Source organism: Parashewanella curva (assembly GCF_003675895.1).
In the GTDB taxonomy this organism is placed as follows: Bacteria; Pseudomonadota; Gammaproteobacteria; order Enterobacterales; family Shewanellaceae; genus Parashewanella; species Parashewanella curva.
The window spans coordinates 1-23867 of sequence record NZ_ML014813.1 but is presented as its reverse complement, the minus strand read 5'-3'; the positions used below and the strand labels follow the sequence as shown (position 1 = coordinate 23867).

Annotated in this window: 18 protein-coding genes; 4 read left to right on the top strand and 14 right to left on the bottom strand. The window is 41.1% G+C overall.

Annotation, left to right across the window (positions count from 1 at the left end):
* Nucleotides 1-601 precede the first annotated feature (601 nt).
* From D5018_RS16570 to D5018_RS16530, 9 genes are all read right to left on the bottom strand, one after another.
* A complete protein-coding gene (locus tag D5018_RS16570) occupies nt 602-1390 on the bottom strand; it encodes a hypothetical protein (RefSeq protein WP_133309319.1) in 789 nt (262 codons plus the stop codon).
* 259 nt (nt 1391-1649) lie between these two features.
* Complete coding sequence (locus D5018_RS16565; protein ID WP_121840106.1) at nt 1650-2900, bottom strand: phenylacetate--CoA ligase family protein; 1251 nt, start codon at nt 2898-2900, stop codon at nt 1650-1652.
* 9 nt (nt 2901-2909) lie between these two features.
* Entirely contained in the window at nt 2910-3731 is an 822-nt protein-coding gene (locus D5018_RS16560; protein WP_121840105.1) for an ABC transporter ATP-binding protein, read from the bottom strand.
* Between the two features lie 181 nt (nt 3732-3912).
* Entirely contained in the window at nt 3913-5163 is a 1251-nt protein-coding gene (locus D5018_RS16555) for an ABC transporter substrate-binding protein (RefSeq protein WP_416351551.1), read from the bottom strand.
* A gap of 195 nt (nt 5164-5358) precedes the next feature.
* The gene (locus D5018_RS16550) at nt 5359-6435 is read right to left on the bottom strand and encodes a branched-chain amino acid ABC transporter permease (RefSeq protein WP_121840104.1); all 1077 of its coding nucleotides are present in this window, start codon (nt 6433-6435) and stop codon (nt 5359-5361) included.
* Between the two features lie 11 nt (nt 6436-6446).
* A complete protein-coding gene (locus tag D5018_RS16545) occupies nt 6447-7340 on the bottom strand; it encodes a branched-chain amino acid ABC transporter permease (protein ID WP_121840103.1) in 894 nt (297 codons plus the stop codon).
* A complete protein-coding gene (locus D5018_RS16540; protein WP_121840102.1) occupies nt 7337-9295 on the bottom strand; it encodes a long-chain fatty acid--CoA ligase in 1959 nt (652 codons plus the stop codon). The genes D5018_RS16545 and D5018_RS16540 overlap by 4 nt, the downstream gene beginning before the upstream one ends.
* On the bottom strand, nt 9295-10086 hold the full coding sequence (locus tag D5018_RS16535; RefSeq protein WP_121840101.1) for an ABC transporter ATP-binding protein: 792 nt from the start codon (nt 10084-10086) through the stop codon (nt 9295-9297). The genes D5018_RS16540 and D5018_RS16535 overlap by 1 nt, the downstream gene beginning before the upstream one ends.
* 70 nt (nt 10087-10156) lie before the next feature.
* Complete coding sequence (locus tag D5018_RS16530) at nt 10157-11197, bottom strand: DcaP family trimeric outer membrane transporter (protein WP_121840100.1); 1041 nt, start codon at nt 11195-11197, stop codon at nt 10157-10159.
* A gap of 414 nt (nt 11198-11611) precedes the next feature.
* Between D5018_RS16530 and D5018_RS16525 the strand changes: the two genes are divergently transcribed.
* On the top strand, nt 11612-15061 hold the full coding sequence (locus tag D5018_RS16525) for a hybrid sensor histidine kinase/response regulator (RefSeq protein ID WP_121840099.1): 3450 nt from the start codon (nt 11612-11614) through the stop codon (nt 15059-15061).
* Between the two features lie 2 nt (nt 15062-15063).
* Here D5018_RS16525 and D5018_RS16520 read toward each other — a convergent pair whose 3' ends face one another.
* The 5 genes from D5018_RS16520 to D5018_RS16500 form a co-directional block, all read right to left on the bottom strand.
* Nucleotides 15064-15702: a response regulator gene (locus tag D5018_RS16520; protein ID WP_121840098.1), complete on the bottom strand. Its 639-nt coding sequence runs from the start codon at nt 15700-15702 to the stop codon at nt 15064-15066.
* A gap of 79 nt (nt 15703-15781) precedes the next feature.
* A complete protein-coding gene (locus D5018_RS16515) occupies nt 15782-16618 on the bottom strand; it encodes a DNA ligase (RefSeq protein WP_207819353.1) in 837 nt (278 codons plus the stop codon).
* A 65-nt stretch (nt 16619-16683) separates the two neighbouring features.
* Nucleotides 16684-17787, bottom strand: coding sequence for an ATP-binding protein (locus D5018_RS16510; protein ID WP_121840096.1), 1104 nt, complete (start codon nt 17785-17787; stop codon nt 16684-16686).
* Nucleotides 17788-17916: 129 nt separating this feature from the next.
* Complete coding sequence (locus tag D5018_RS16505) at nt 17917-18615, bottom strand: glutathione S-transferase family protein (RefSeq protein ID WP_121840095.1); 699 nt, start codon at nt 18613-18615, stop codon at nt 17917-17919.
* A gap of 138 nt (nt 18616-18753) precedes the next feature.
* Nucleotides 18754-20334, bottom strand: a complete 1581-nt coding sequence (locus D5018_RS16500) for an AbgT family transporter (RefSeq protein WP_121840094.1) — start codon at nt 20332-20334, stop codon at nt 18754-18756.
* Between the two features lie 273 nt (nt 20335-20607).
* Here D5018_RS16500 and D5018_RS16495 point away from each other — a divergent pair, with 273 nt between their 5' ends.
* The 3 genes from D5018_RS16495 to D5018_RS16485 form a co-directional block, all read left to right on the top strand.
* Nucleotides 20608-21438 carry a sulfurtransferase gene (locus D5018_RS16495; RefSeq protein WP_121840093.1) on the top strand — a complete coding sequence of 277 codons (831 nt, stop codon included), beginning with the start codon at nt 20608-20610 and terminating at the stop codon, nt 21436-21438.
* 80 nt (nt 21439-21518) lie between these two features.
* The gene (locus D5018_RS16490) at nt 21519-22001 is read left to right on the top strand and encodes a hypothetical protein (protein ID WP_121840108.1); all 483 of its coding nucleotides are present in this window, start codon (nt 21519-21521) and stop codon (nt 21999-22001) included.
* Between the two features lie 291 nt (nt 22002-22292).
* Nucleotides 22293-23867: hypothetical protein (locus D5018_RS16485; protein ID WP_416351550.1), on the top strand; the 1575-nt coding region annotated here is incomplete at its 3' end.

Here is a 23867-nt window from a genome sequence, read left to right as displayed (position 1 = left end):
GGTTTGTGTGTTTTAGTTTTTGTCTAAGCAACAAGATTATAACACGCAAACCCTTACCTTTTCTTTAAATATCAACATGATAAACGATTTTTATTGTTGGATTTGAACTCCGAAACTTGAGTTAATAAATAACTCGTACTAAATTATGTATGTACCTGGAGGCCGTTCCCAATTAGATTTTTGATTGACTGACATACAAAGCAGTCGTTATTGCATTGGCTGCTGTTAATTTTTTTAGGTTAAACAAGGCGGAAAATGTGAAGTGTAGTTATTACCGACAAACAAAACTGTCGTTACTTCGTTTCTATTTCAAGGGTAAGTAACGCGGCATAAATGTCAATTAAACTCACACGGAGTGGGCTTTTCAGCGTTGATTCTTCTTTGTTGTGAAAGCTTAAATTAGCCCGCTAGTTCTTCACTTTCACGCCTCGAATAATGCAACGCTGAAAAAGCCCTGAAAGTTGCATCTTCAGGTATCACGAGTATATATTGCGTAAGTCAATATTTTTTTGACATTAACTCACAACTCAGCCAACGCTTACTAGAAATGCATTTAAAATTGGCAGCGGTATTATCCTACCTACTTTCAATGCCATAAATGCTATAAGATCGGTAGTCCATTTCTTTTTCGATATAAATTAGCTTTAACCTGAATTTCAAATGTCTTAAAGGGCAGTGGAAAAACTCTTGTGATTTCTTGTTTTTGCGATTCATCATAAGTTTCAAATTCAGCCAGAAGCTTTTCTGGATACTCTGTAACCAATTGATAAATTTGCTCACATGCTTTCTGAGACTTTCTGCTCTCTTCAGTTTCAGGTGAGCTTGTTGTTAATATAAGTAAGTTACCAAACACCAAACTACGCCCCATTTTAAGCCTTAATAAATTATTTAGACCACTAAAATTTGCATACTCTTCAAATTCTCTGCTTTGCTGATGTATTTCTCCCTCTTTCACTTGCTTAACAGGGACGTCAATATGCTCTGCATCACAACGGACACTTTTCATTGTCACAGGATCAAAAGTGTGACTGAGATTTTTAAAAAGCTTCAGGATACAAGGTGTAGGCTTTTCTTTAATGAAATGATTAGGGCTAAACGAAGTTGCTCTTTCATTTTGAGCATTACTAAATGTTTTTGAAGCTCTATTATAATGTCTAGCTGAGCGCGTATGAATCTGTGTTTTAACTTTCATAAAACCAAATTCAGACCGAATTCTTTCTGAGTTGATAGCGTGATTTACACGATATGTCCGCCAATATTGTACTGGATACAGTATTGCATTATGAACTGTGGAGTTATCACTATAACCTTTAGGCAAACAGGCCTTCACAGCGAGAAAAGGCCTTCTTGTATCTTCTGTTTGAGTAACAACGTAATCATCACCACCCAATGAGATTGATTGCCCACTTTGGAATTGACAGTTTCTCAAATATTCTGCAAAAGAAGCTTCTACTAAAGATTGACGACAAGGTATGCAACACATAAAGATAAAACATTAGGAATTGGTACGAGAAATTATTCCTTACCTACTAATTTAATTACAGTTAATTTTCCTTCATCCTGTGAATTTAACTATACGCTTCTCATCAAGCGAACCTGAAAAATCCATTAATTCAGGTTCACTTTTATTAATTACAATAACAAAGGCACTACCTCAAATCCTCAATAACAATACCATCATTATTAAGTGAATTGGGTGGGAAGAACTGTATATCACCTGTGAGCTTGGTTATCCGCTTTATAGACTCAGCTATATACGTTGGCTCCGGTGCACTTCCGCTATATTCGCAGTGTAACGACATAACATCATTGTGGTTTTCAGATTCTATGATCAACCTGGCTTTGGTTATTTCAGGAAACTCTGAAATGATCGCTTGTACTTGGCTTGGGTGCACAAATAAGCCTTTCACTTTAACGGTTTGATCTGCTCTGCCCATCCAACCTTTGATGCGCACATTGCTTCTGCCGCATGAAGTTGCCCCGGTATAAAACGCACTTAAATCACCTGTCGCAAATCGTATCAATGGGTACTTATCATTAAGAACGGTTACGACTAATTCACCCACCTCATTTGGCTCTGTGACAGGTTGCGATGTTCCCGGTTTAACGATTTCAACAATAATGTCTTCAGCTATCACCCAACCTTCGCCATAGTTTGCCTCATAAGCTATTAAGCCAACATCGGCGGTTGCATAAGCTTGGTAAACCTTAATGCCATGTTCTAAGAATTTAGTTCTTAACTCTTCTGATAATGCTTCACCAGAAACTAACGCTTTTGTGATGCTCCACTCAACACCTTTTTCCTTAGCTTTATCTATAAGAATATTCAAAAAGCTGGGAGTACCGCTGTATCCCGTAGGTTGTAATTGCGAAATAATATGTAACTGCTGTTCAGTTTGCCCGGGACCAGCAGGTATCACACTGCAACCGCAAGCACGAGCACCTGAATCCATTATGAAGCCACCGGGTGTCATGTGATAAGACAAGCAGTTCAGAACCATATCGCCCTTTCTAAATCCTGCCGCATGAAATGCATGAGACATACGCCACCAATCTCCACTGTCCATGGCACCTTCGTAAATATTGCCCGGCGATTGGAAAATTCTATCAACTACCGAACTACCAATAGCCAAACCTCCTAACGGTGGATTTTCAGCTTGAAGCTGGGATATAGAGGACTTTCTTAGGATTGGCAAAAAAGATAAATTATCACGTGTAATAGTCGTGTCAGTCTTAGTTCCGGCCAAAGCTTGTTGATAATAGTCTGAGTCTTGCTTCAAAGTTACGAGCAAATCATTCAAACGCTTTAATAACAACTGCTCACGCTTATCTTGTGGTAACGATTCTTTTTCTAAAGTAGGAAGTACACTACTATCTATGTTCGATTCTGATTCTGACATGCTAACCTCCTACAACCAACGCTTACGGCGTTTGTATGACTTCAGATTTTTAAAGCTTTTACGTTCTTCGTTTCCACCACCTAGGTAGAACTCTTTTACGTCTTCATTATTAAGTAGCTGCTCACGTGTTCCATCGAGTACGATTTTTCCTGATTCCATGATGTAACCATAATGAGCTGCTTTTAAAGCATAGTTGGCGTTTTGCTCAACCAGCAACATAGTAATACCCTGCTCACGGTTGATTTTTTCAATAATGCCGAATACTTCTTTTACTAATAATGGCGATAAACCCATTGATGGCTCATCAAGGCAGATCATTTTCGGACGTGCCATTAATGCACGACCAATCGCCAACATTTGCTGTTCACCACCAGAAAGATATCCAGCTAACCCCGTTCTTTCTTTTAGTCTTGGAAAATAGCTAAACACCATATCAATATCTTGATTGATTTGATTATCACTGCGGGTATAGGCACCTAATCTAAGGTTTTCTACCACAGTCATATCTTCAATAATGCGTCGACCTTCCATCACCTGAAACAGGCCAGAGCTTACGATTTCAGCGGCATTGGCATTATCAATGCGCTTACCTAAAAAACTGATATCGCCTTTGGTCACTTCACCATTTTCCGTTTTCAATAAACCAGAAATGGATTTCAGCGTTGTCGATTTTCCCGCACCATTGGGACCGAGTAAGGTAACGATGCTGCCTTTAGGCACATCAATACTTACTCCTCTTAATACCTGAATCACATCGTCATACACCACTTCAATGTTATTGATGGACAGGACAACCTCTTCAGGATTGATCACTTCAGCAGCATTACTCATAACTCACCTTTAATACGAAAAATTTGGAAGTTAATTAGCTGGCTAATGAATCTTTATCCATTGCCATACCCGCGAAGACGGGTATCCAGTGACTTTAACTAACATCTAATAAGACACTAGACTCCTGCCTTCGCAGGAGTGACGAAAGACACACTAACCATGACTTAATTTGGCGCGTATATTAATACCCTAACCAATCCGCGCGACGCTCAAGGCTTACGGTATCGACTTGCTCGATTGATACATTGTCTTTGTCAAAATTGCCTTTGTAGATATTTACTTCAGCAATACCACGGTGATCATCGTCTTTCCAAGTCGCAGGTAAACATACGCCTTCAAGCCCTTTGGGTACCCAGTTTTGAGTCGCGTACATGCCCTTCTTCACATTCGCACCTGTAATGCCACCATTGTCTTTTGCCCACTCCATGGCTTCTTTCATATAGTAAGCTGAGCAAACGCCGCGAATGTAGTGATGCGGACGTGATTTAGTACCGCTTGAATCCGACATCTTAGAAATGTTTTTAACCAGCTTCATGCCAGATACATTTGAATCCCAAAATGGTGTCATGGTTGGGAAAATGTAATCTTTCACGCCCTCACCAATCGCTTCAAAAATCTTGCGGTCACCGCCCCAGATATTCGACATAAACTGAATATCAGTGCCGACAGTATTACAAGACTTGATTAATGACATTACTGAGCCACCTAAGTTACCGATGTAGCCATAATGAGTGCCTGAACTCTTAAGACTCAAACACTGTGCTTTAAAGTCACCCGGCTTCATTGAAATAACCACTGATGGCTGCACATCAAAACCTAACTCAGTTGCGTATTCAGCACAGGCGGCTTTTGGTGCATTAGGGAAAGGATGGTTAGCACCAATGTGAGTAAACTTAGGCTTTCCTTTACTTCCTTTATCTTTCCAGTCTTTTGCAGCCCATTGCACAAGCGCACGGCAAGAGTCTGAGTATGAAGCTCCATAGAAGAAATTGTATGGCGCTGGCTTTTTAGTGTGAGGGTTCTTACCTTTAGGATCGGTTAAGTGACCGGAATACGATGCTGAATAAACCGGAATTTTATCGCGTGCCACAAATGAGATTAGTGCTTCAGTATCTGCCGTTCCCCAACCTTGCATAGCGACCATCTTCTTACGACTCTTCCACTTTTTGTATGAAGCAATCGCTTGAGGAACTTTGTAAGCATAATCAACAGTTTCAAAATCTAGTCCAGTTCCCTTAATACCACCGTTGGCATTGATATAGGCCATCGCATCTCTAACACCATCGGCATATTCTTTACCTACGAATGCCGTTGGGCCCGACATATCCGCAAGATGGCCAACAAATACTTTATCTTCTTTCGCTGCGGCGGAGTTTGCGGCCATCATCGTAACCGCAGATAGTGTCGCTAATGTTAGTTTTGATAATTTCATAGTTAATTCCCTTTTATTTATTTAGGGTGTGAACTTCAAAATTGCTAATGAACCCAGATAAGAGCAATAGTGCGGTAAGGTAGCCGTCCGATACAGGATGTATCGGTCGTCAGCACATGGACGTGCGCTTCTGTTACCGTGCGCACTATTGCTCGTTCCTATTCATATAATCAATTCACACATTTTTTGTTGATATCAATATGCGAATGGGTAACTCTTCCAATAGTTTTTAATTTGGTTCCAACGGTGCGCTAGCCCTTCTGGTTCAAAGATAAGGAACAGAATGATCACCAGACCAATTGCCATTTCTTTGATGTAAGCCAAGCCATCCACCAGCATAGGATGAGCACCAATTGACGTCTCTTTTACTAGCGACACACTGGCTTCCATAGCCTCAGGCAATAGCACCATAAACACCACGCCCATCAAAGTGCCTTTAATCGAACCGAGACCACCAATAATGACCATAGCTAGGAACTGAATCGACATGAAAATGGTAAAACCTTCGGCAGACACATAGCCAAGATAGTGAGCGTATAACGCACCACCAATCCCTGCGTAGAATGACGAAATACCAAATGAAAGCAGACGATACTTGTTAAGCTTCACCCCCATAATTTCGGCACTTAGGTAATGGTCACGCACCGCAACAAACGCACGACCGTCACGCGTTCTCATGAGGTTACAACCCCAAATGAACATGAACACGAGTGCGAATAAGGCTACGTAATAAAAGCTTTCGTCTGTATCGAAAGTAAAACCAAAGATGTTAATGGGTTCAGCCAATGAACCCGCTGAGCCGCCAGAGAACCACTCTGCACGTCCAAAGAAGTCTTCAATGATAAATTGTGCTGCAAGGGTTGCGATGGCTAAGTACAAGCCTTTAATTCTCGCTGCTGGCATACCAAACATCATGCCTACAGCCATGGTTAAAAAGCCGGCTAGCGGAATACAAAACACCACAGGAATATTGAACTGCGTGTTTAACCAAGCCGAGGCAAAGGCACCGAAACCGAAGAATGCACCGTGTCCCAACGAGATTTGCCCAGTAAAACCAACCAGAATGTTTAAACCTAATGCGGCAATACCCAAATAAGACACCTGAATAAACAGAGTGAGATAATAAGCATCCAAAATAAAGGGTGCAAAGCAAGCAAAGGCAATCGCTAAAATCGCAAACCAACGTATGGTTTTGGTTTCAAATATGGTTGTGTCTTGTTTATAACTGGTTCTGAAGTCACCACACGGGCGCATAGTTACACTTGTTGACATAGTAATTCTCCTTAAATCCTTTCAATGTCTTTAGTGCCAAATAGGCCATATGGTTTAAACCAAAGGATGATCAGCAGTACATAAAATGGGGCAATGTCATACATATTGCCTATGTGTAAGAACTGGCTATCGAAAAACTCAGCTAAGTTTTCCAACACACCGATGGTCAAGCCACCGACAATCGCGCCAACAATCGAATCTAACCCACCTAGAATGACGGCAGGGAACACTTTAATTCCCATCACTGACAGTGAGTCAGAAACACCATTTACCATGCCCATCACCACACCAGCAGTTGCCGATACCGTAGCCGCAATCCCCCAGCTCATAGCAAACACTTGCTTGACTGAAATTCCTAAACTTTGTGCGGCTTGCTGATCAAACGCTGTTGCTCGCATCGCCAAGCCATGCTTTGAGTGTTTAAAGAACAGGTAGAAGCCAATCATGATAAGCACCGCAATCACCATACTCATGAGATAAGCAGGCTCAATACTCATACCGAGAATGTTGACGGAATCAGCTTCGAATACTTTTGGGTAACTTTGAGGGGCAACACCGAATATCCATTTCGTAAGCGCTTGGAAGAAAATCGACAGACCGATGGTGACCATGATCACTGAGATAATTGGTTCACCAATCATAGGTCTTAAAACAATGAGCTGTAGCAGCACACCGAATATCGCCATGAATATCATGGTAAAGATAAAGCCCAAGAAAAATGGGATCTGCATATAGACTAAGAATGCCCAACATACCCAAGCCCCTAACAATAGGAACTCACCTTGAGCAAAGTTCACAATTTGAGTTGATTTGTATACCAGCACAAAACACATGCCGACCACACCATAAAGCAAACCAACGATTAATCCGTTTGTGATCAGTTGAAGTAATAAATCTGTATTCATGATGCTTTCCTCGTTACTTCATCACTGTCTGTGACAATAGGTTGCTCAACCACATTGACCACATCAGCCACTTTAAGCTGAGTTTGGACACGAGTTTTGCTGCCATCTTGGAAGGTGATCATGGTGTCGACATCCACATACTCAGCACCACCATAAATCGACTCAATGATGTCATGATATTTCTCTGCAACGACGCCACGACGGACTTTTCGAGTACGAGTCAGCTCACCATCATCGGCATCAAGCTCTTTATAAAGCAGCACAAATTTGCAGATCTTCTGCGCTTCTGGCAGCGACTCATTCACCTTTTCAACTTCTTGCTGAAGCTTTTCGTACACTTCAGGCAGAGTCGAAAGGTTGGTGTAGTTAGTGAATGCATAACCTTGCTGCTCAGCCCATTTAGAAACGATGCTGTAACGGATGCACAAAATGGCTGATAGATAAGGACGATCCTTACCGAGGATCACCGCTTCACCGATAAAGGATGAAAACTTAAGTTTGTTCTCAATATATTGCGGTGAAAACTGCAAGCCATGACTGGTTTTGGCTAAGTCTTTAATGCGATCTATAACCACTAAATGACCATTAGGTTTAAAGTAACCAGCATCACCTGTGTGCATCCAGCCATCTTTGACATCTTCTTCAAACGCTTCTTGATTCTCTAGGTAGCCTGAGAACATGCCCACGGTTTGAGAAATCACTTCACCTAGACCTTGCTCATCTGCATTTATCACTTTGACTTTGGCGGTATCAAATGCCACCCCAACCGAGTCATAATCCACATCACTACCACTGTGGATAGTGTATGCCCCAGCCATTTCCGTTTGCCCGTACAACTGTCTCAAAGGTACACCGATAGACTGGAAAAAGCGGAAGGTATCTGGTCCCATTGCCGCACCACCAGTCGCTGCGGAAGTTAAGAAACTGAATCCAAGTCTGTCGCGTAACGCTTTATTCAGAATAAGCTCAGCCCAAAATGACTTTTTACCTTGATCGAGCGCTTTACCTGAAAGCTTTAAAGCAAAGTCAAATAACCATCGTTTAAGTGGTGTCGAGTCCATCATTCGTGCTTGAACATCCGCCAAGATGCCTTCCCACACTCGTGGTGCAAGAAGCACAAAGCTAGGACCAATTTCACGTAAATCGGCCATCATGGTTTCTTGTTCTTCAACAAAGTTGACGATTTGACGAGAAATCAATGACTGACCAACCGCATACACCTGCTCCATGATCCACGGCATTGGCAACACAGAAACATAGTTATCACCTGGCTGGCGAGGATCGGCACGAAGATAAGAACAACAATGCTCGATAAAGCGACCGCTGTTGAGTAATACGATTTTGGGTTTAGAGGTTGTGCCTGAAGTCGTGCAGTAGATAGAAGCATCGAGTGGATAGGTTGCATCAACCATTTGATCGTAAACCTCATGGTGCATAGATTCGTATTCACGCCCCATTCGATAAAGATCTTCAACATCAATTAGGCGTTTATCATCATATTTACGCATCCCTTTGGGGTCGCAATACACGATAAACTCAACACTTGGGATCTCATCGCCAAGTTCAAGTAACTTATCGCACTGTTCTTCATCTTCCGCGATAACCACTTTTGCTTTACTTAAATTGAGTAAGTAAGCCACTTCTTCATGCATAGAATCTTGGTAAATTCCCAATGAATGACCACTCAGTGCATGAGCGGCTACTTCGCCCCACACCCATTCAGGGCGGTTTTCACCAAGTAATGCAATGGTTTCATCCTTGCCAACACCAAGGTGAGTTAGACCTAAAGTCATCCATTGAACTCGATGCTGATAATCCAGCCATGTGAATTCATTCCAAATACCAAACTCTTTTTCACGCATGGCAATATCATTCGGCCAATGCACGGCGTTATAGCGAAGGATCTTTGGAAAAGTATTTAATGTGCTGATGAATTTATTATGTTCGGTCAACATTAGCTCGCCTCCTCTAATTCATCTTCAATACCAAGGTAGGCTTGCTTAACATGAGGATCGTCCATCACTGCATCAGGTAAATCACAAATGAGCTTTTTACCAAAATCCAGCACCATGACTTGGTGGGAAATGTCCATTACCACCCCCATGTCATGCTCGATCATTACAATGGTGACGCCAAATTCTTCGTTGAGGTCGAGGATATAGCGTGCCATATCTTCTTTTTCTTCAAGGTTCATGCCTGCCATTGGCTCATCAAGAAGAATAAGTTTAGGGTTCAATGCCATTGCACGAGCAAGCTCTACACGCTTACGCAGCCCATAAGAAAGCGTTCCAGCAATGGATTTACGCACATGGGTAATTTCAAGAAAATCGATAATTCGTTCAACTTCTTTACGGTGTTCTAGTTCTTCTTTTTGCGCCTTTGATGCCCAGTACAAAGGGCCCGTAAACCAGTTATTGTTCATGAGGTGGTGTCTGCCCACCATAATGTTATCCAGTACCGTCATGTGACCAAACAAAGCGAGGTTTTGGAATGTTCGACCTATGCCTAAGTCTGCACGATCATTAGGTTTTAAATGAGTAACACGCTTGCCATCAAAATGAATTTCCCCTTCGTTTGGCTGATAACGACCAGAAATACAATTGAGCATGGATGTTTTACCCGCCCCATTTGGGCCGATAATCGAAAAAACAGAACCTTTGGGCACATCAAAGCTGACATCGGTTAGTGCCTTAACACCGCCAAAAGCAAGAGAGATATTTTCGACTTTTAATATTGATTCGGACATAGGAACACCTTTTTCAAATCAAAAAAGCAGTGGCGACAGCCGAGAAGAACTGGCTGTGCCACTGAAAAAGTTACAACATGTAGCGGAGGGAAAGTTGGCTGTAGAATGAATCAGCATCTGAAGTATTTTTCTGGTCCATGATGAATTGACCAACCTCAAAACCTACAGCAAGATTTTTAGTCAGATCTTTAAAGACGTTAACGCCCCACTGACTTCGTTCGACATCAGTCACTTCAGTTTGGATATTTCCGTAAAATACAGAACTTCTTACTTTGTCATTCCAGAAGTGGCGATACGACACAAGATAAGAAGTCACTTCTTCGACTTCTTCACCCACCATATCTTGAGCAGCGGCAACACCAATGTAACGTCCTAGCTCACCATGATGAACTTGAAACTTAATGTCATCTTTATCAGACACATTAATTTTACCAGCGACAGATGCACCAAAGGCGCTATGCTTTTGACCTGTTTGTGAAACTAGCTGGCGTCCAAGTGCAGAAACAGAAACCGTACCCCAATCACCTTTAAAGTCATAGCGACCAACAACATCTGGCATGGTTTCATCTTCGTTACCACCACCAAAAGTTTCAGGGTTTTCTAGCGCTACTTTGAATCCGCCCATGCTATAACGAATTTGACCTTGACGAATAAAGGCTAGCCCCACAGTCGCACCAGCAAAGTCAGCAGTTTCCGGAATGGCAGAGGTATTCATAAACGTTGACCATGTTTGACCAACCGTAAAATCTTTATACTTAATGAATGCGTGACGAATTCGAGGGTGTGCAGAATTAGAGATGATTTGGTTACCGCCCCCACCTAAGAAGTCCATTTCGACAAAACCTGTAACATCGCCATGAACATATTTAGTATTAAAACGAGTTTCATTAGCAAAAATTTTGAATTGGCTTTGTGATTTAGGCAAAACTTGCCCCGTTCCAATCCAAAAGTCTCGATAAGCGATATCACCACTTACCAAACGTCCATCGACCTTGATATAACCACCAAACGAGATACTACTTTTATCGTTGATATCAATTTTGTATGCGGCATTGGCGGTTCCAGCTGCCAAAATAGATGCCGATAGTAAGGCGAGTTTTAAGGTTTTCATTTTATGGTCTTCCTCTAACCTAAAAAAAGCAGTTAAACGCAAATTTTGCTATCACTGCGAAATGTAACTTAGAAAAAGCGTTAACTATCTAGACACCGATTAGAGATGCTAAACGCTTATATACTTGCCAAAATCACGGCTAGCTGCGTTATGAAATTCGTAGTTAGATTACTAGCTACTTCACTTCAAACCTTGCTATCTGCAATTTTTCTTCGCCTAAAAGCGTTTTTAACTGCTTTTTCTAGGTTTACTTAGCTGTCCATACATTGAGGAATTTCAAAGTAACAAACAATTAACAATAAGTCGTACGACTTTAGTCGTAAGGAGTACAACTGTGGTTTTATCTTTGTTTCAGATAACAGAAATAAAATGATATGGTATTGAAAAGTATAAGAATGTATCGGAAGAAAAAGGATGTTTCCAAACGGGTTATTAATTTTCGTTTGTGCCTGCTATGCTGGTCTACTCTGCGCTTTCGCATTTATGGGATACCGATACAAGCATAAACTAACCAGCTTCCATCAAAGATTAATTTACACCTTATCAATTGGTGTTTATTGCACCTCTTGGGGCTTTTTAGGAACAGCAGGCCAAGCTTCTGAAAATGCCTACTCTTTTTTGCCTGTCTATATCGCGCCATTCTTACTTATTTTGTTTGGTTGGCCTTTTATCCAAAAAATCATTGCTATTAGCCTGAAACTTAACGTCACTTCTATCGCGGATTTGCTCGCCAACCGTTTCGGGAAATCCCGAAATTTAGCGATTCTTGTCACCCTGATGGTCTTAGTTGGCACCATGCCATACATGGCATTACAGATTAAAGCTATTGTCAGCTCATACACCTTACTCAGACAAGACACTATTTTACCCGTCGGTCTTATTGGGTTCATTGTCACCATCATTCTAGCGGCCTTTAGTATCACTTTTGGTGTGCGAAATATCGATATTAATGAGCGCCACATAGGTTTGATCATTGCAATTGCGTTTGAATCATTATTAAAACTGTTCGCTTTCTTGTTGATTGGCTTATTCGTTAGTTTCTATTTGTATGACTCTCCAATCCAGTTATGGCAGCTCGCAGAGCAAAATCAGCCCAGCTCAACCGATTTTGAATCGTTAAACTTTCTAGGTTTAATGCTCATTACTTTTTCGGCTTTTCTATGTTTACCACGCCAATTTCAAACCATGATTGTCGAAGTGAGAGACATTAAAACCACACGGTATGCACGATGGCTATTCCCACTCTACATTTTAATGTTCGCATTGTTCGCCATACCTCTCGGACAAGCCGGAAAATTGCTATTTAGTGATTCTTTAAGCTCTGACGCTTATGTGCTGTTTCTTCCTGCATTATTGGGGCATGACTGGCTCAGTTTATTTGGATTTTTAGGTTCTATTTCTGCCGCTAGTGCGATGGTGATCATTACCTCAATCGCCATCAGCACTATGTTAAGCAATGAAATCATTTTCCCGAGCTTGTTCACACGAAAAGGGTTAAAAGAAACTAACGTTAGCCAATTTAAAGATACTTTCTTACGGGTAAGAAAACTGATTGTAATCGCTATCTTTGGGTTAACGTTTTGGATGTTTTGTATCGCTCCACCAGACACTTTATCTGTATTAGGTGAAGTGTCATTTGGTGCCATTGCGCAAATTGGCCCAGCCTTTTATGCAACTTTTTTTTGGCGTAGAGGTAACCTTAATGGCGCACTTTATGGCATGGCAACAGGCTTTTCTATTTGGCTTATCTTAAACTTCTTGCCTGCCCTTGGTGTCTACCAACATGCCTTTACTGAGCTTGCTTACAATCAAACGACCATTGCAACTTTGGTTGCCTTAAGCGCTAATATCATGGTTATGATTGCGTTGTCTTATTTCACAAGGCATTCCATTCAAGAGCAAATCCAGCTTGATCACTTCTTCGCTAGTCCAGTTGAAAGTAGTAACAATGAATCTCAAATTAAAAAAGTTGACCTGAGCGAATTACTCGCATTGATTAATCAATTTGTGGGTGATGAAAAACGCAAACAATCAGAGCTTGAATTTCAAATTCTAGCAAGCCAGATAAAGGAAAAACAAAAATTAAACCAAGCTTATATTGAGTTAACAGAAACGCTGCTTGCCAGTGTTATGGGGTCCAGTTCTGCTAAGTTAGTGTTGACACTCATGCTTCAAGACCGACATTTAAATTTCTCTGAAGTTGCCGAGTACGTTCAACAAGCATCAGATCAACAGCAACAGTTCAGCCAAAATGTGCTTCAAGCTGCCATTGATAATGCCAATGATGGAATATCAGTGATAAACAAACGTCTTGAACTGGTGGCTTGGAATAAAGCCTATGTTGATCTTTTTAACTATCCCAATGAGCTTTTGTACATAGGCAGCCCAGTATCAGAACTGGTACGCTATAACTTGCTCCACCAAAGCGAAATCCCCGCCAGTGAAGTCGATAAACAAGTTGAAAAGCGGCTTAATTTTATCAAACAAGGCTCGATGCATAATACCGAACGCACCCTAAATAATGGTAAAACAATTCGCATCCGAGGCAATGTTATTCCCGGTGGTGGCTTTGTCATGTCCTTTACCGATGTCACCTTATATCGAGAAGCCGAAGCTCTGTTACGTGAAGAAAAACAAGACCTACAATCCAGAATCATTGCCAGAACTGGCGAGCTTGAAGCATCAAATCAGGCCTTAGCTCAATCCAACACCGAATTGGCAAAAGCTAATGAAAAAATTCATCATTCGCACCTACAAAAAAGCCAGTTTTTAAAAGCCTGTAGTCATGACTTATTGCAACCTATTGCGGCTGCAAAACTCTTTTGTGCTAGCTTACACAATCAGCAAAACCTCAGCTCAACTCAACAACAAACCATTGAACACATTGACGCATCATTAGAGCACGCGAACGATCTAATCAAAGATCTTAACGAAGTAACCTTGATTGAATCTGGTGGAATAATTCCAGAAAAAGCCCCCTTCGCCATTCAAACACTGTTTGATGAATTATTCACAGAGTTTGAACTTTTGTGCCAACAAGCCAATATCTACTTTCGAATTGTGCCATCTCAACTCTGGATAAATTCAGATAAAAAGCTGCTACGACGTATCTTACAAAACTTTTTAAGTAATGCTTGCCGCTATGCACCACACTCTCGATTGTTGCTTGGATGTAGACACCAAAGTAACCAAGTATCAATTCAAGTCATTGATACAGGCTCAGGGATCCCGAGTGACAAGCAAGAGCTAATTTTTCAACAGTTTACCCAACTAAAAACCAACACCACATCATCAAAAGGATTAGGCTTAGGACTCAATATCGCCCGAAATCTTGCTCACTTGTTACAGCACCCACTGACGTTAGCATCAGAAGTTGGTAAGGGAGCTAACTTTAGTATTCTTGTCCCAAGAGCGATTGAGCAACTAGATTCTACACCGATTTTTTCACCCGCAATGAACTTAGCAGGATTGCACGTATTATGTGTAGATAACGAAATCGAGCTTACCAATGGCATGAGCGAACTTCTGAAAAGTTGGGGATGTAAAGTGTATGTAGCAAACACGCCTAAACAAGCGTTATCTCAAGTTGAAACACATCGAGATTTTATCGACATTATGCTGGTGGACTACCAATTAGAATCCAATATCAATGGAATAGAATTAATGAGTAAAATACAGCAACAAGCGCAAATACCCGGAGTGCTCATTACCGCAACCTTAGATAAAGATTTAGATGCATTAGCCCGAACACATGGCTTTGGCTTTCTCACTAAAGCACTTAGACCATTACAGTTACAGACGATGATCAATACCATGATCACACAAAGATTAGCGAAAGCCTATGCCGAAATTGATCGTTATTAGAATTAAGCCGTTATTCCTAGCTCATTTTGCATAATGATGACAGCTTGAGTACGGGTGTTCACCCCTAGTTTTTGATAAATAGCGGTGGCATGAGCTTTTACTGTCGCCTCAGAAAGCCCTAACTCAAACGCTACTTGCTTATTAAGCATCCCCTTTGCAAACATAGCTAAGATCTTATGTTGTCTTGGGGTTAGATTGGTAAGCTTACTCGCGCATGGCTCAGGTGATTGATACTGCTCAGGCAGCCATATTTTTCCATTAAGTACATCTTTAAGAGCGAGAACCATTTGCTCAACACTGGTCGATTTGGGCAAAAAACCAGATGCCCCTAATTGAACCGCTTGTTTTACTGTAGATGCATCCTCTTGCCCTGAAATCACCACAACGGCAATGGCTGGATAATCAAACTTCAGACTAATCAAAGTTTCAAAGCCTTGGCTATCTGGTAGGTTAAGATCGAGGAGAATTAAATCGGGTTGTGAGGTTTTGAGTTTAATAGATAGCTCTGCAATTGATTCTGCTTCATGGACAGCAATATCAGATTGCTCATCACTGAGTTTTTGCACCAACACAGCAGACAATGCTTGCCTAAATAGAGGGTGATCGTCCACCAAAATGCATGAATATGAAGATGCCATCATTTCACCTTGTTATTATGATGTAACAATATTATCTGGCTTGTAAATTTTTACAATAGTCACAGTGTTTTGATATCAGACTTTATCTTTCTCTTAAAAAGCTTGCGAATCTTGGTGTTCGTTTTTGGGTAAACCCATAATACTTGTAAGTAATAATTGAACCGATTTTAGGTGGATTTTTCCGCTGCTGATTTGAAAAGCCAGAGCCAATTTTGAAGCGCTTACCATTCGGCATTTCAACTAAAATTGCTCCCATCATGCCTTTGAACTTTCCCTTTCCTTCTATATGAGCAATCACTTTAGCTTCGGCATCAGAATACAGTTTTAATTTCATCAAATCAGGGTTGCGCCCATTTTGATATAAGCTTGCCTTTTTGTGGAGCATCAGTCCTTCTGCACCATGACTAACTAAAGCATTTAAAGCATCATCCAGTTGCGCTTTGGTTTCAAATGATGTTTGTTCAATGACGATTAAATAAGGGCTTAGATCTGATAGCTGGCTTACGGCGTACTGGTATCTTTCTTCAAATGTGCCCTTATGTGTAGGTACATCGAACACCATAAATCGCACATTTTTCCAATCTTCAACTGAGGTAACTTTCGTTCTAACTAAAGCTGAAATTTGCTCGAATTTCTCTCTCGCGATCCACAACTCACCGTCTAACGGTTCTTTAGGAAAGTCTTGTGTAAATGCTGGTGGTAAATTGATCAGATTACCAGCCCGAGTCCACATTTTGTAACCATCCCACCGACCTCTGACGCCATCATATTTTTCACTCACAAGATATTCAGAGACAGGTTCGGTCAACTTGAATTTACTGGCAAGCTGAAGCTCTTTAGCTGATACAAGAGAGCTAAAAAGTAAGAAAAAGACTTGAGCAAAAACAAAATAGAAAAAGGTTTTGGGTTGAGATTTCATTGATAGCATCCATGCTGAAGAAACTGTTTTTAATGTGCTGATTTAATTGTTACTTGTCAATGATATCAACTTGCTACAGCAATCAAATATTTTTCTAGTTCAGGGTTTTCTATTCCCATCACACCACGTTTGATATTGAAAATCAGGTTTTCAGATTTGAGCCTGCGAAGCGCATTATTGATGCTGCTTTTAGTAACGTTAACACTGTCATCCAGCAGCATAAGTTTGACGTTTCTGATCCCTTTATCGGTATAAAAGTTCTTGCCATTGCCTCTAGCGATGAGAAGTAATACCGCTTTATCAAGTGCAGGGAGTTGTTCGAATAAATCTTGAAACTCTTGTGGATGGGATTGAACTACCAAGTCAAAGCGTTTCATGGCTTCTGAAAAATCAACGACTTGATTCAGCACCATTTGTTGTAATAGCTCAACAAACCGAGCAGGCTCACGGTGTTGTTCGATTAAGGTGTTAAGCGCATCTTCTTTATTAAGTTCAACACCATTGGTTATCTTCTTTACAACACCTAATTCAAACTCCACAAACTTTTCATCTAAAGCTGGAAAATCCAAGGATTGTGCGGAGTTATAGAATGGCGCCTTAGTATGTCGAAACAGCTTTTCTAATCCCTCTCGGCTAGAGCCTGTAAAAATGCCTTTTACTAAGTCATCACCGCGATTAACCATGAACGATCTCAAAGCGGCTGTGAAATTCTCAAACTCTTTTCGAGTGGCTAAGTGCTGAACTTCGTCAAGACACAGCAAGGTTGGCATATTTAATTTGTTGAGTAGTTCAAAGGCATCAAACAATTGATATGGATTTTGTTCTTGCTTAGCTTCAAGCCCAATATCGACACTTGCCTTAGATAAGCTCACGCCAATCTTATTTGGCTTAAAAATATCGGTAACTTTAGATAACCAGCTTTTTCGTTCTTCAATGGCACGAATAACGGATTGGATAAACACCGCTTCTGGATTGTCTTTGTCTTGCCAAAAGTCGACATAGACAACGAAGATACCCTTGCTCTCGCAAAGCGGCATGACATCACGTTGAATAAATTGAGTCTTACCACGCTTTCTAGGCGCGAAAATGGTTACTCTTGAGAGTAAGCCACCATGCATGGCATTAAGAATATGCTCAGCATAATCGGTGCGTGGAAAATGCCAGTTCATAGTGCTTACCCTTTATTCTTAAAAATTCGTATTAATTTTAACCAAAAACTAAATTTTAGTAAATATTTTACTAAACGATAAATTTTCAGTAATTGATATACTAATTATTACGAAAAATAAGCAATGCTTTTAACAGCAATCCCTTGAAGAGCTGCCACTGGTATTACATGTAGTTCCCTCATTACTTCCTAAAAAAGTATTCGTCAGATAAAAATCGGCAAACTTTTCCTCAAAATCATTAGCTACCGTTTTTTCAGCAATCCCGATTTGCATAAGCGCACTTTGCCAAGCTTGAACTTTAGGTAAACCACACAGTAAATCGAAGCCTGTATGCTGCTTAACAATATCAGCTCGATGCAATAGAGGTAGCCATGCAACATCGACGTTACTTAATTCATCTGATTTGAAAAATTGAGTGTTACCTGAAAGCTGTGCTTCTGCTTTTTGAAAAGCTTTGTACAATTTAGCATTCCTCTGCTCAAAGGTTTCTTCGTCTTTACTGCTCATGGTGCTGCATTGAGTCAAATAGTGTTTTGAACCTAAATAGCTCCACGCTCGTTCTAGCGCACGTTGCTCGTTAGTAACGCCCGTTTCAAGTGGGCCATATTCATCTTCGATATATTCAATGATGGCATCAGATTCAAATAGAGTTGTTTGGTTTTCAGTGATCAACACAGGCACTTGACCATTAGGAGAAATATCTAAAAACCATTGTGGTTTATCTTTCAAATTAATGTATTCAATTTCATACGGAATGTTTTTTACTTCAAGCGCAGCTGTGACACGTTGAACGAATGGACAGATTTTAAAGCTTACGATTTTGATCATTACGACCCTCTTATTAAGTTTGATTGCTTCACCTATAAGACGGTGGTCGTTTGAAAAAGACGAAAAAATTTGAAAAAAATTTTCAGGCAATAAAAAAGCGAACTCGAAAGTTCGCTTTTACCGTTCCATCCAATCTACTTATGGCGTATAGAAAGTTGGTGACTCTGGACCAACAGGCAAACCAAATGCGAATACCCAAACGTAGAAGAGTGCGATCCAACCCACTAAGAAAGTCATGCTGTACGGCAGCATAGTGGCAATCAAGGTACCAATACCCATATCTTTCTTATATTTGGTGGCAACCGCCAAAATCAAACCAAAGTAACTCATCATTGGGGTGATCAAGTTAGTGACTGAATCACCAATACGGTAAGCCGCTTGAATAGTTTCTGGCGCATAACCAATCAACATCAGCATTGGAACAAAAATCGGTGCTGTTGCTGCCCATTGTGCCGAAGCTGAACCTAGACATAGGTTAATAAACGCACACATTAGGATGAATAATACAAATACTTCTGGGCCAGTCATGTGTAGTGCTTGAAGCAGTTCTGCACCGTTAATCGCTAAAATAGTACCTAAGTTAGTCCATTTGAAAAACGCCACAAACTGAGCAGCGAAGAATACTAATACGATGTATAAGCTCAATGACCCCATGCTCTTGCTCATGGCATTGATCACATCAGTATCGCGCTTCATGGTACCTACCACTTTACCGTATACAAAACCTGGGATAGCAAACACGATAAAGATCATCACCACAATCCCTTTTAGGAAAGGAGAACCTGCAATCGCGCCAGTTTCAGGGTGACGTAAGATACCGTTTTCAGGAATGATAGTGAGTGCCAATAGTGAAGCAATAGCTAGAATAGCTACACCAGCCCATTTAAGGCCTTTAACTTCTAGAGCAGTCAAATGTTCAATGTTGGTTTCAACTTTTTCACTGGCTTCTGACTCATCGTATTTACCCAATCTTGGCTCGACGACTTTCTCAGTAATAATGGTACCTAAGCCAGCAATTAAGAAAGTAGATGCAATCATAAAGAACCAGTTCGCTTCAGGGCCAACTTCATACGTTGGGTCAATCAACTGAGCCGCAGCAGTTGTAATACCTGAAAGTAATGGATCAATAGTTCCTAAGAATAAGTTGGCACTATAACCGCCTGAAACACCCGCAAATGCCGCAGCTAGACCAGCTAAAGGGTGGCGACCAAGGCTATGGAAAATCATTGCAGCTAGAGGGATGAGTACAACATAACCAAGCTCTGAAGCCGTGTTGGAAAGGATTGCCGCAAACACAACGGTAAAGGTAACTAAACGCTTAGAAGCCCCCATCACCATGCCGCGCAACGCCGCAGATAACATACCTGAATGTTCGGCCACACTCACACCCAACAAGGCCACTAATACTGTGCCTAATGGAGCAAAGTTGGTGAAGTTAGTCACTAAGCCTTGGAAGATACGCTGTAACCCTTCAGCCGACAATAAACTCACTACGTGAATAACGCCATCAGGGGCACGTCCAGCAGAGCCAACAGGTCTAGGATCAACAGCACTCAGCCCGAAGAAGTCAGCTATGCCACTGAATACAATGATAAACAAACACAACATTGCAAAAAGAGTGACTGGATGTGGGAGAAGATTCCCTAAAAATTCAACCGCTGATAAGAATCGGTTAAACCATGAATTTTTTTGTATTGGTGGTTTAATATTCGATGTCATAATTATCTTTCTTGTAGTCGCTATCCTAAAATTTTTGAATCAAAGCTGAGTGAAAAACACTGCTACATATGTTCAAAAGAACCGCTTTCTATAAGCGAATTATTATCAATTCTGGCAAGTATAACGTCACGCCATTATAACTTCACCAAATATTGCGCTAACTTTCCAACGAGAAATTACCGTCAACAAAGCAAAAAATAAGGCTTTACTCTACTCTTCATTTTTAATTACATTGATGAAAACCGTATCAAGCTAAGTGAGATTGAGGGAATAATGTCGGAAATATTAGTGTCTACCCAATGGTTAGCAGAAAACCTAAAGCAAGAAAATTTGGTATTACTTGATGCCAGTATGAACAAGGTAGTAGGGAAAACACCAATTGAATATGACGAAAAAATCTACCTTCCAAACGCACAAGATTTAGAGCTTGAAGTACAACTTTGTAATCTTGATGCCGATACTCCAAATGCTTTTCCGACTGAATCGCAATTTACCCAAATGTGCCGAAAGCAAGGGATTAATTCAGATAGCTTAGTCGTGCTTTACGATAACCAAGGCATTTACTCCGCACCACGCGCATGGTGGGTCTTTAAAAGCATGGGGGTTGAGAATGTTGTCGTGCTAGATGGTGGTCTGCCAAAATGGTTAGCAGAACGTCGCCCAACTGTTGATAAATCGACGACTCCAAGACATTCAGGAACATTTAAAGCACAGTTTCAATCAAACTTGGTATGTGATGATCAACAAGTACTCGACAATATCGAGAACTCAAGTATCCAAGTGTTAGATGCTCGCGGTAAAGCTCGCTTCTTCGGTGAAACACCAGAACCTAGAGCGGGAATGCGAGCAGGGCATATTCCTAACTCCATCAATTTACCTTTTCCTCAAGTACTTGATGGTGATGTTTATAAATCAGAATCCGAGCTAAAAACCCTATTTTCAGAAATCATTAATGCAAACCAGCAATTAGTCTTTTCTTGCGGCTCTGGCATCACCGCATGCATTATTTTATTAGCCGCGAAGATTGCTGGCTACGAAGATACCTCACTGTACGACGGTTCTTGGGCAGAATGGGGAGCTAACCCTAAGCTACCAATAGCCTAAAGCATGCCCGAATAATTGTAAAATTACGGTGCGGGGTTCATCATCTATACTCAATGGAAATCAATGTTTAGATGAACATCATGCCAAAGAGTTTTCAATACCTTCAACAAGATTGCCAACTCACTTTAAGACAGGGGGTCGAAGAATACACCGCAGGGTATAGCCATCTAAATAAGAACGATGGTGCATCGGAAGAAAGCCGCTGGTTTTTCTGTCATGACTGCACGCATGTGTTATTCGGAACTATTCCTTTTGAAATAAAAGGCGAAAGTATCAATGATGTATGGACGTTATTTGGCACGGATATGACGCTGAAAAACTACTTTAAATTCTTCCAATTTGTTGATTACGGTGTGGTACTGAACAGTTATGTTAAAACCTACGGCAGCAAGTGGCGAGTGTATTTGGCATTGATAGGCTTAATTCCGACTTGTATCAAGCCCATGATTCGAGGCTGGCGGATGAACAAAGAGTGGGATTGGTTTAATCCAGAACCTTATTTGGATAAACCACTGGCTGAAATCAGAAAAGAATTTGGGGTTAAGGTGATTGCCTCGAAATAATCAGGTACAAACTCTGTTTTACAGTATAAATATACCCTCTTCACAAAAAAGCCCTCTAACCCCACTCAAACACATGAACAAAATTTAATCAGTTTTAATTTCAAACTTTCCCGTTTATTTTGCAAAATCAGGCAAATAAAATTAATTGCAGGTACTAATCAGTTTCGTTTTTTCTATTTGAAATAGCCTATCAAGGCTTAATGACTTACCTGACACGCATGACTTCTATTCGTTGTATTTAATGAAGTTCACATTTTAATTAAACTAAATTAACAGAAGTAAAGGTGGCTTATGGCTTTTCCCCCCACTGGTGCACAAGAAACATTTCCCTTTCAACCTCAGCCGGAATCAGGAGAGTATCAACAACCTCCTGCTCCAGAAAAGTCTGATATGGATAATGCTATCGGAGGTATCGAGGCTCTTAATCTTCAGAGCCAAGACCCAAGAGGTAATCCTCCCCCTTACGAACCACAAACTCCTGTAATAACCTCAACAGGAGCAGAATATGGCATCCAGCACCCTCCTCAAACGTCAGTTGCACATGCTCAGCCGGTGGCGCAGTATTTTAACCCACAAACACAAAATAATTATACTCCCCAAGCTGTAAGCTCTGAGTCACCTTATCAGGCGACAAACGCTGGTATGACACCTATGCAACATCAGCAACAAGCTTTTACTCAGCCACCACGTACCGCTACTGCTATGGGTACAAGCCAACAAGCCGATTACACTCACACAGGGGGGGCTCTGCAACAACCTCAACCTGTTTATACACAGGCACAAGCAAGACCCCCTGTAGGAACACCAGCTGGAGTTCCACACCAACCTATTAGCTCGCAGCAGCCACAACCCCCTGTAATTAGACCACCTCTTCAAGCTCATTTTCCTGCACAATCATATGGAGTCCAACAACCTCCAAGTAATGCAGCAACACCATACGCGCCTACACATGCTCCACATGGTACAGCGGTAAGGCCACAACAGCCTGCTTTCACACAACAGCCATACGGTGTAGCTCCACAACCCAGCACACAACCTACTTATGCTGCGTCTCAATCACCATATCCTCAGCAACCTCAACCTCTTGGCTCTCAACCTCCTCACATTGCGCCTCAAGCACCATATAGCCAACAGTCTCAGTACCCTGCCCCCTCCCAATATGGTCAACAATTTCAATATGCCCCTGTACATTCCCAATATGGTATGCCACAGCCTCAATACCCCGTAGCACAACCTCTACTCCCTCCCCAACCTGCTTCAGGATCGATTAATGTAGCAGCACTAAGGAGTCGAAAAAGCGTACAACAACCTAAAAAAGTGACTTCGGTGGTTAACCAACAACAAATCAAGGAACGACGAGAAGCTGCTCATCTCACAGAGGTGTCTTCAATCATTGATACACAAGTCAATACTCTGGATACGAAGTTACAAGAACGTGATTACGCTAATGCTTTACCTCTTTCAAAGATGTACCTTGATTTATTAGCAAGCTGTCAGCAATTGCTTGTGCAGCAACCTCAGATTTCTGCCGCCTCAAACAACACTGATATTGTTGATATACATAAAAACAACTTCACCGTTGAGTTTTTAGCACTTATTTATCAGCGCCAACAAGGCCTACCACTTTGTGATTTCGTCAATCATTTATCGGCGTTATTAGTGAGTATTACAGCACTGCCACAGACAAAAGCAAAATTACTCATCATGCTCGCCATGCAACAAGTACTGCATAATGCAACTAATCAACAAACATCACCTTTGATTCAACAGCAAAACTATCTGCTTAATATTGTCAGTCAGGGACTCGATACGGCAAGAAAGAAAGTGAGTACTGACGGATTACTCACTGGTGCTGATGAATCAATC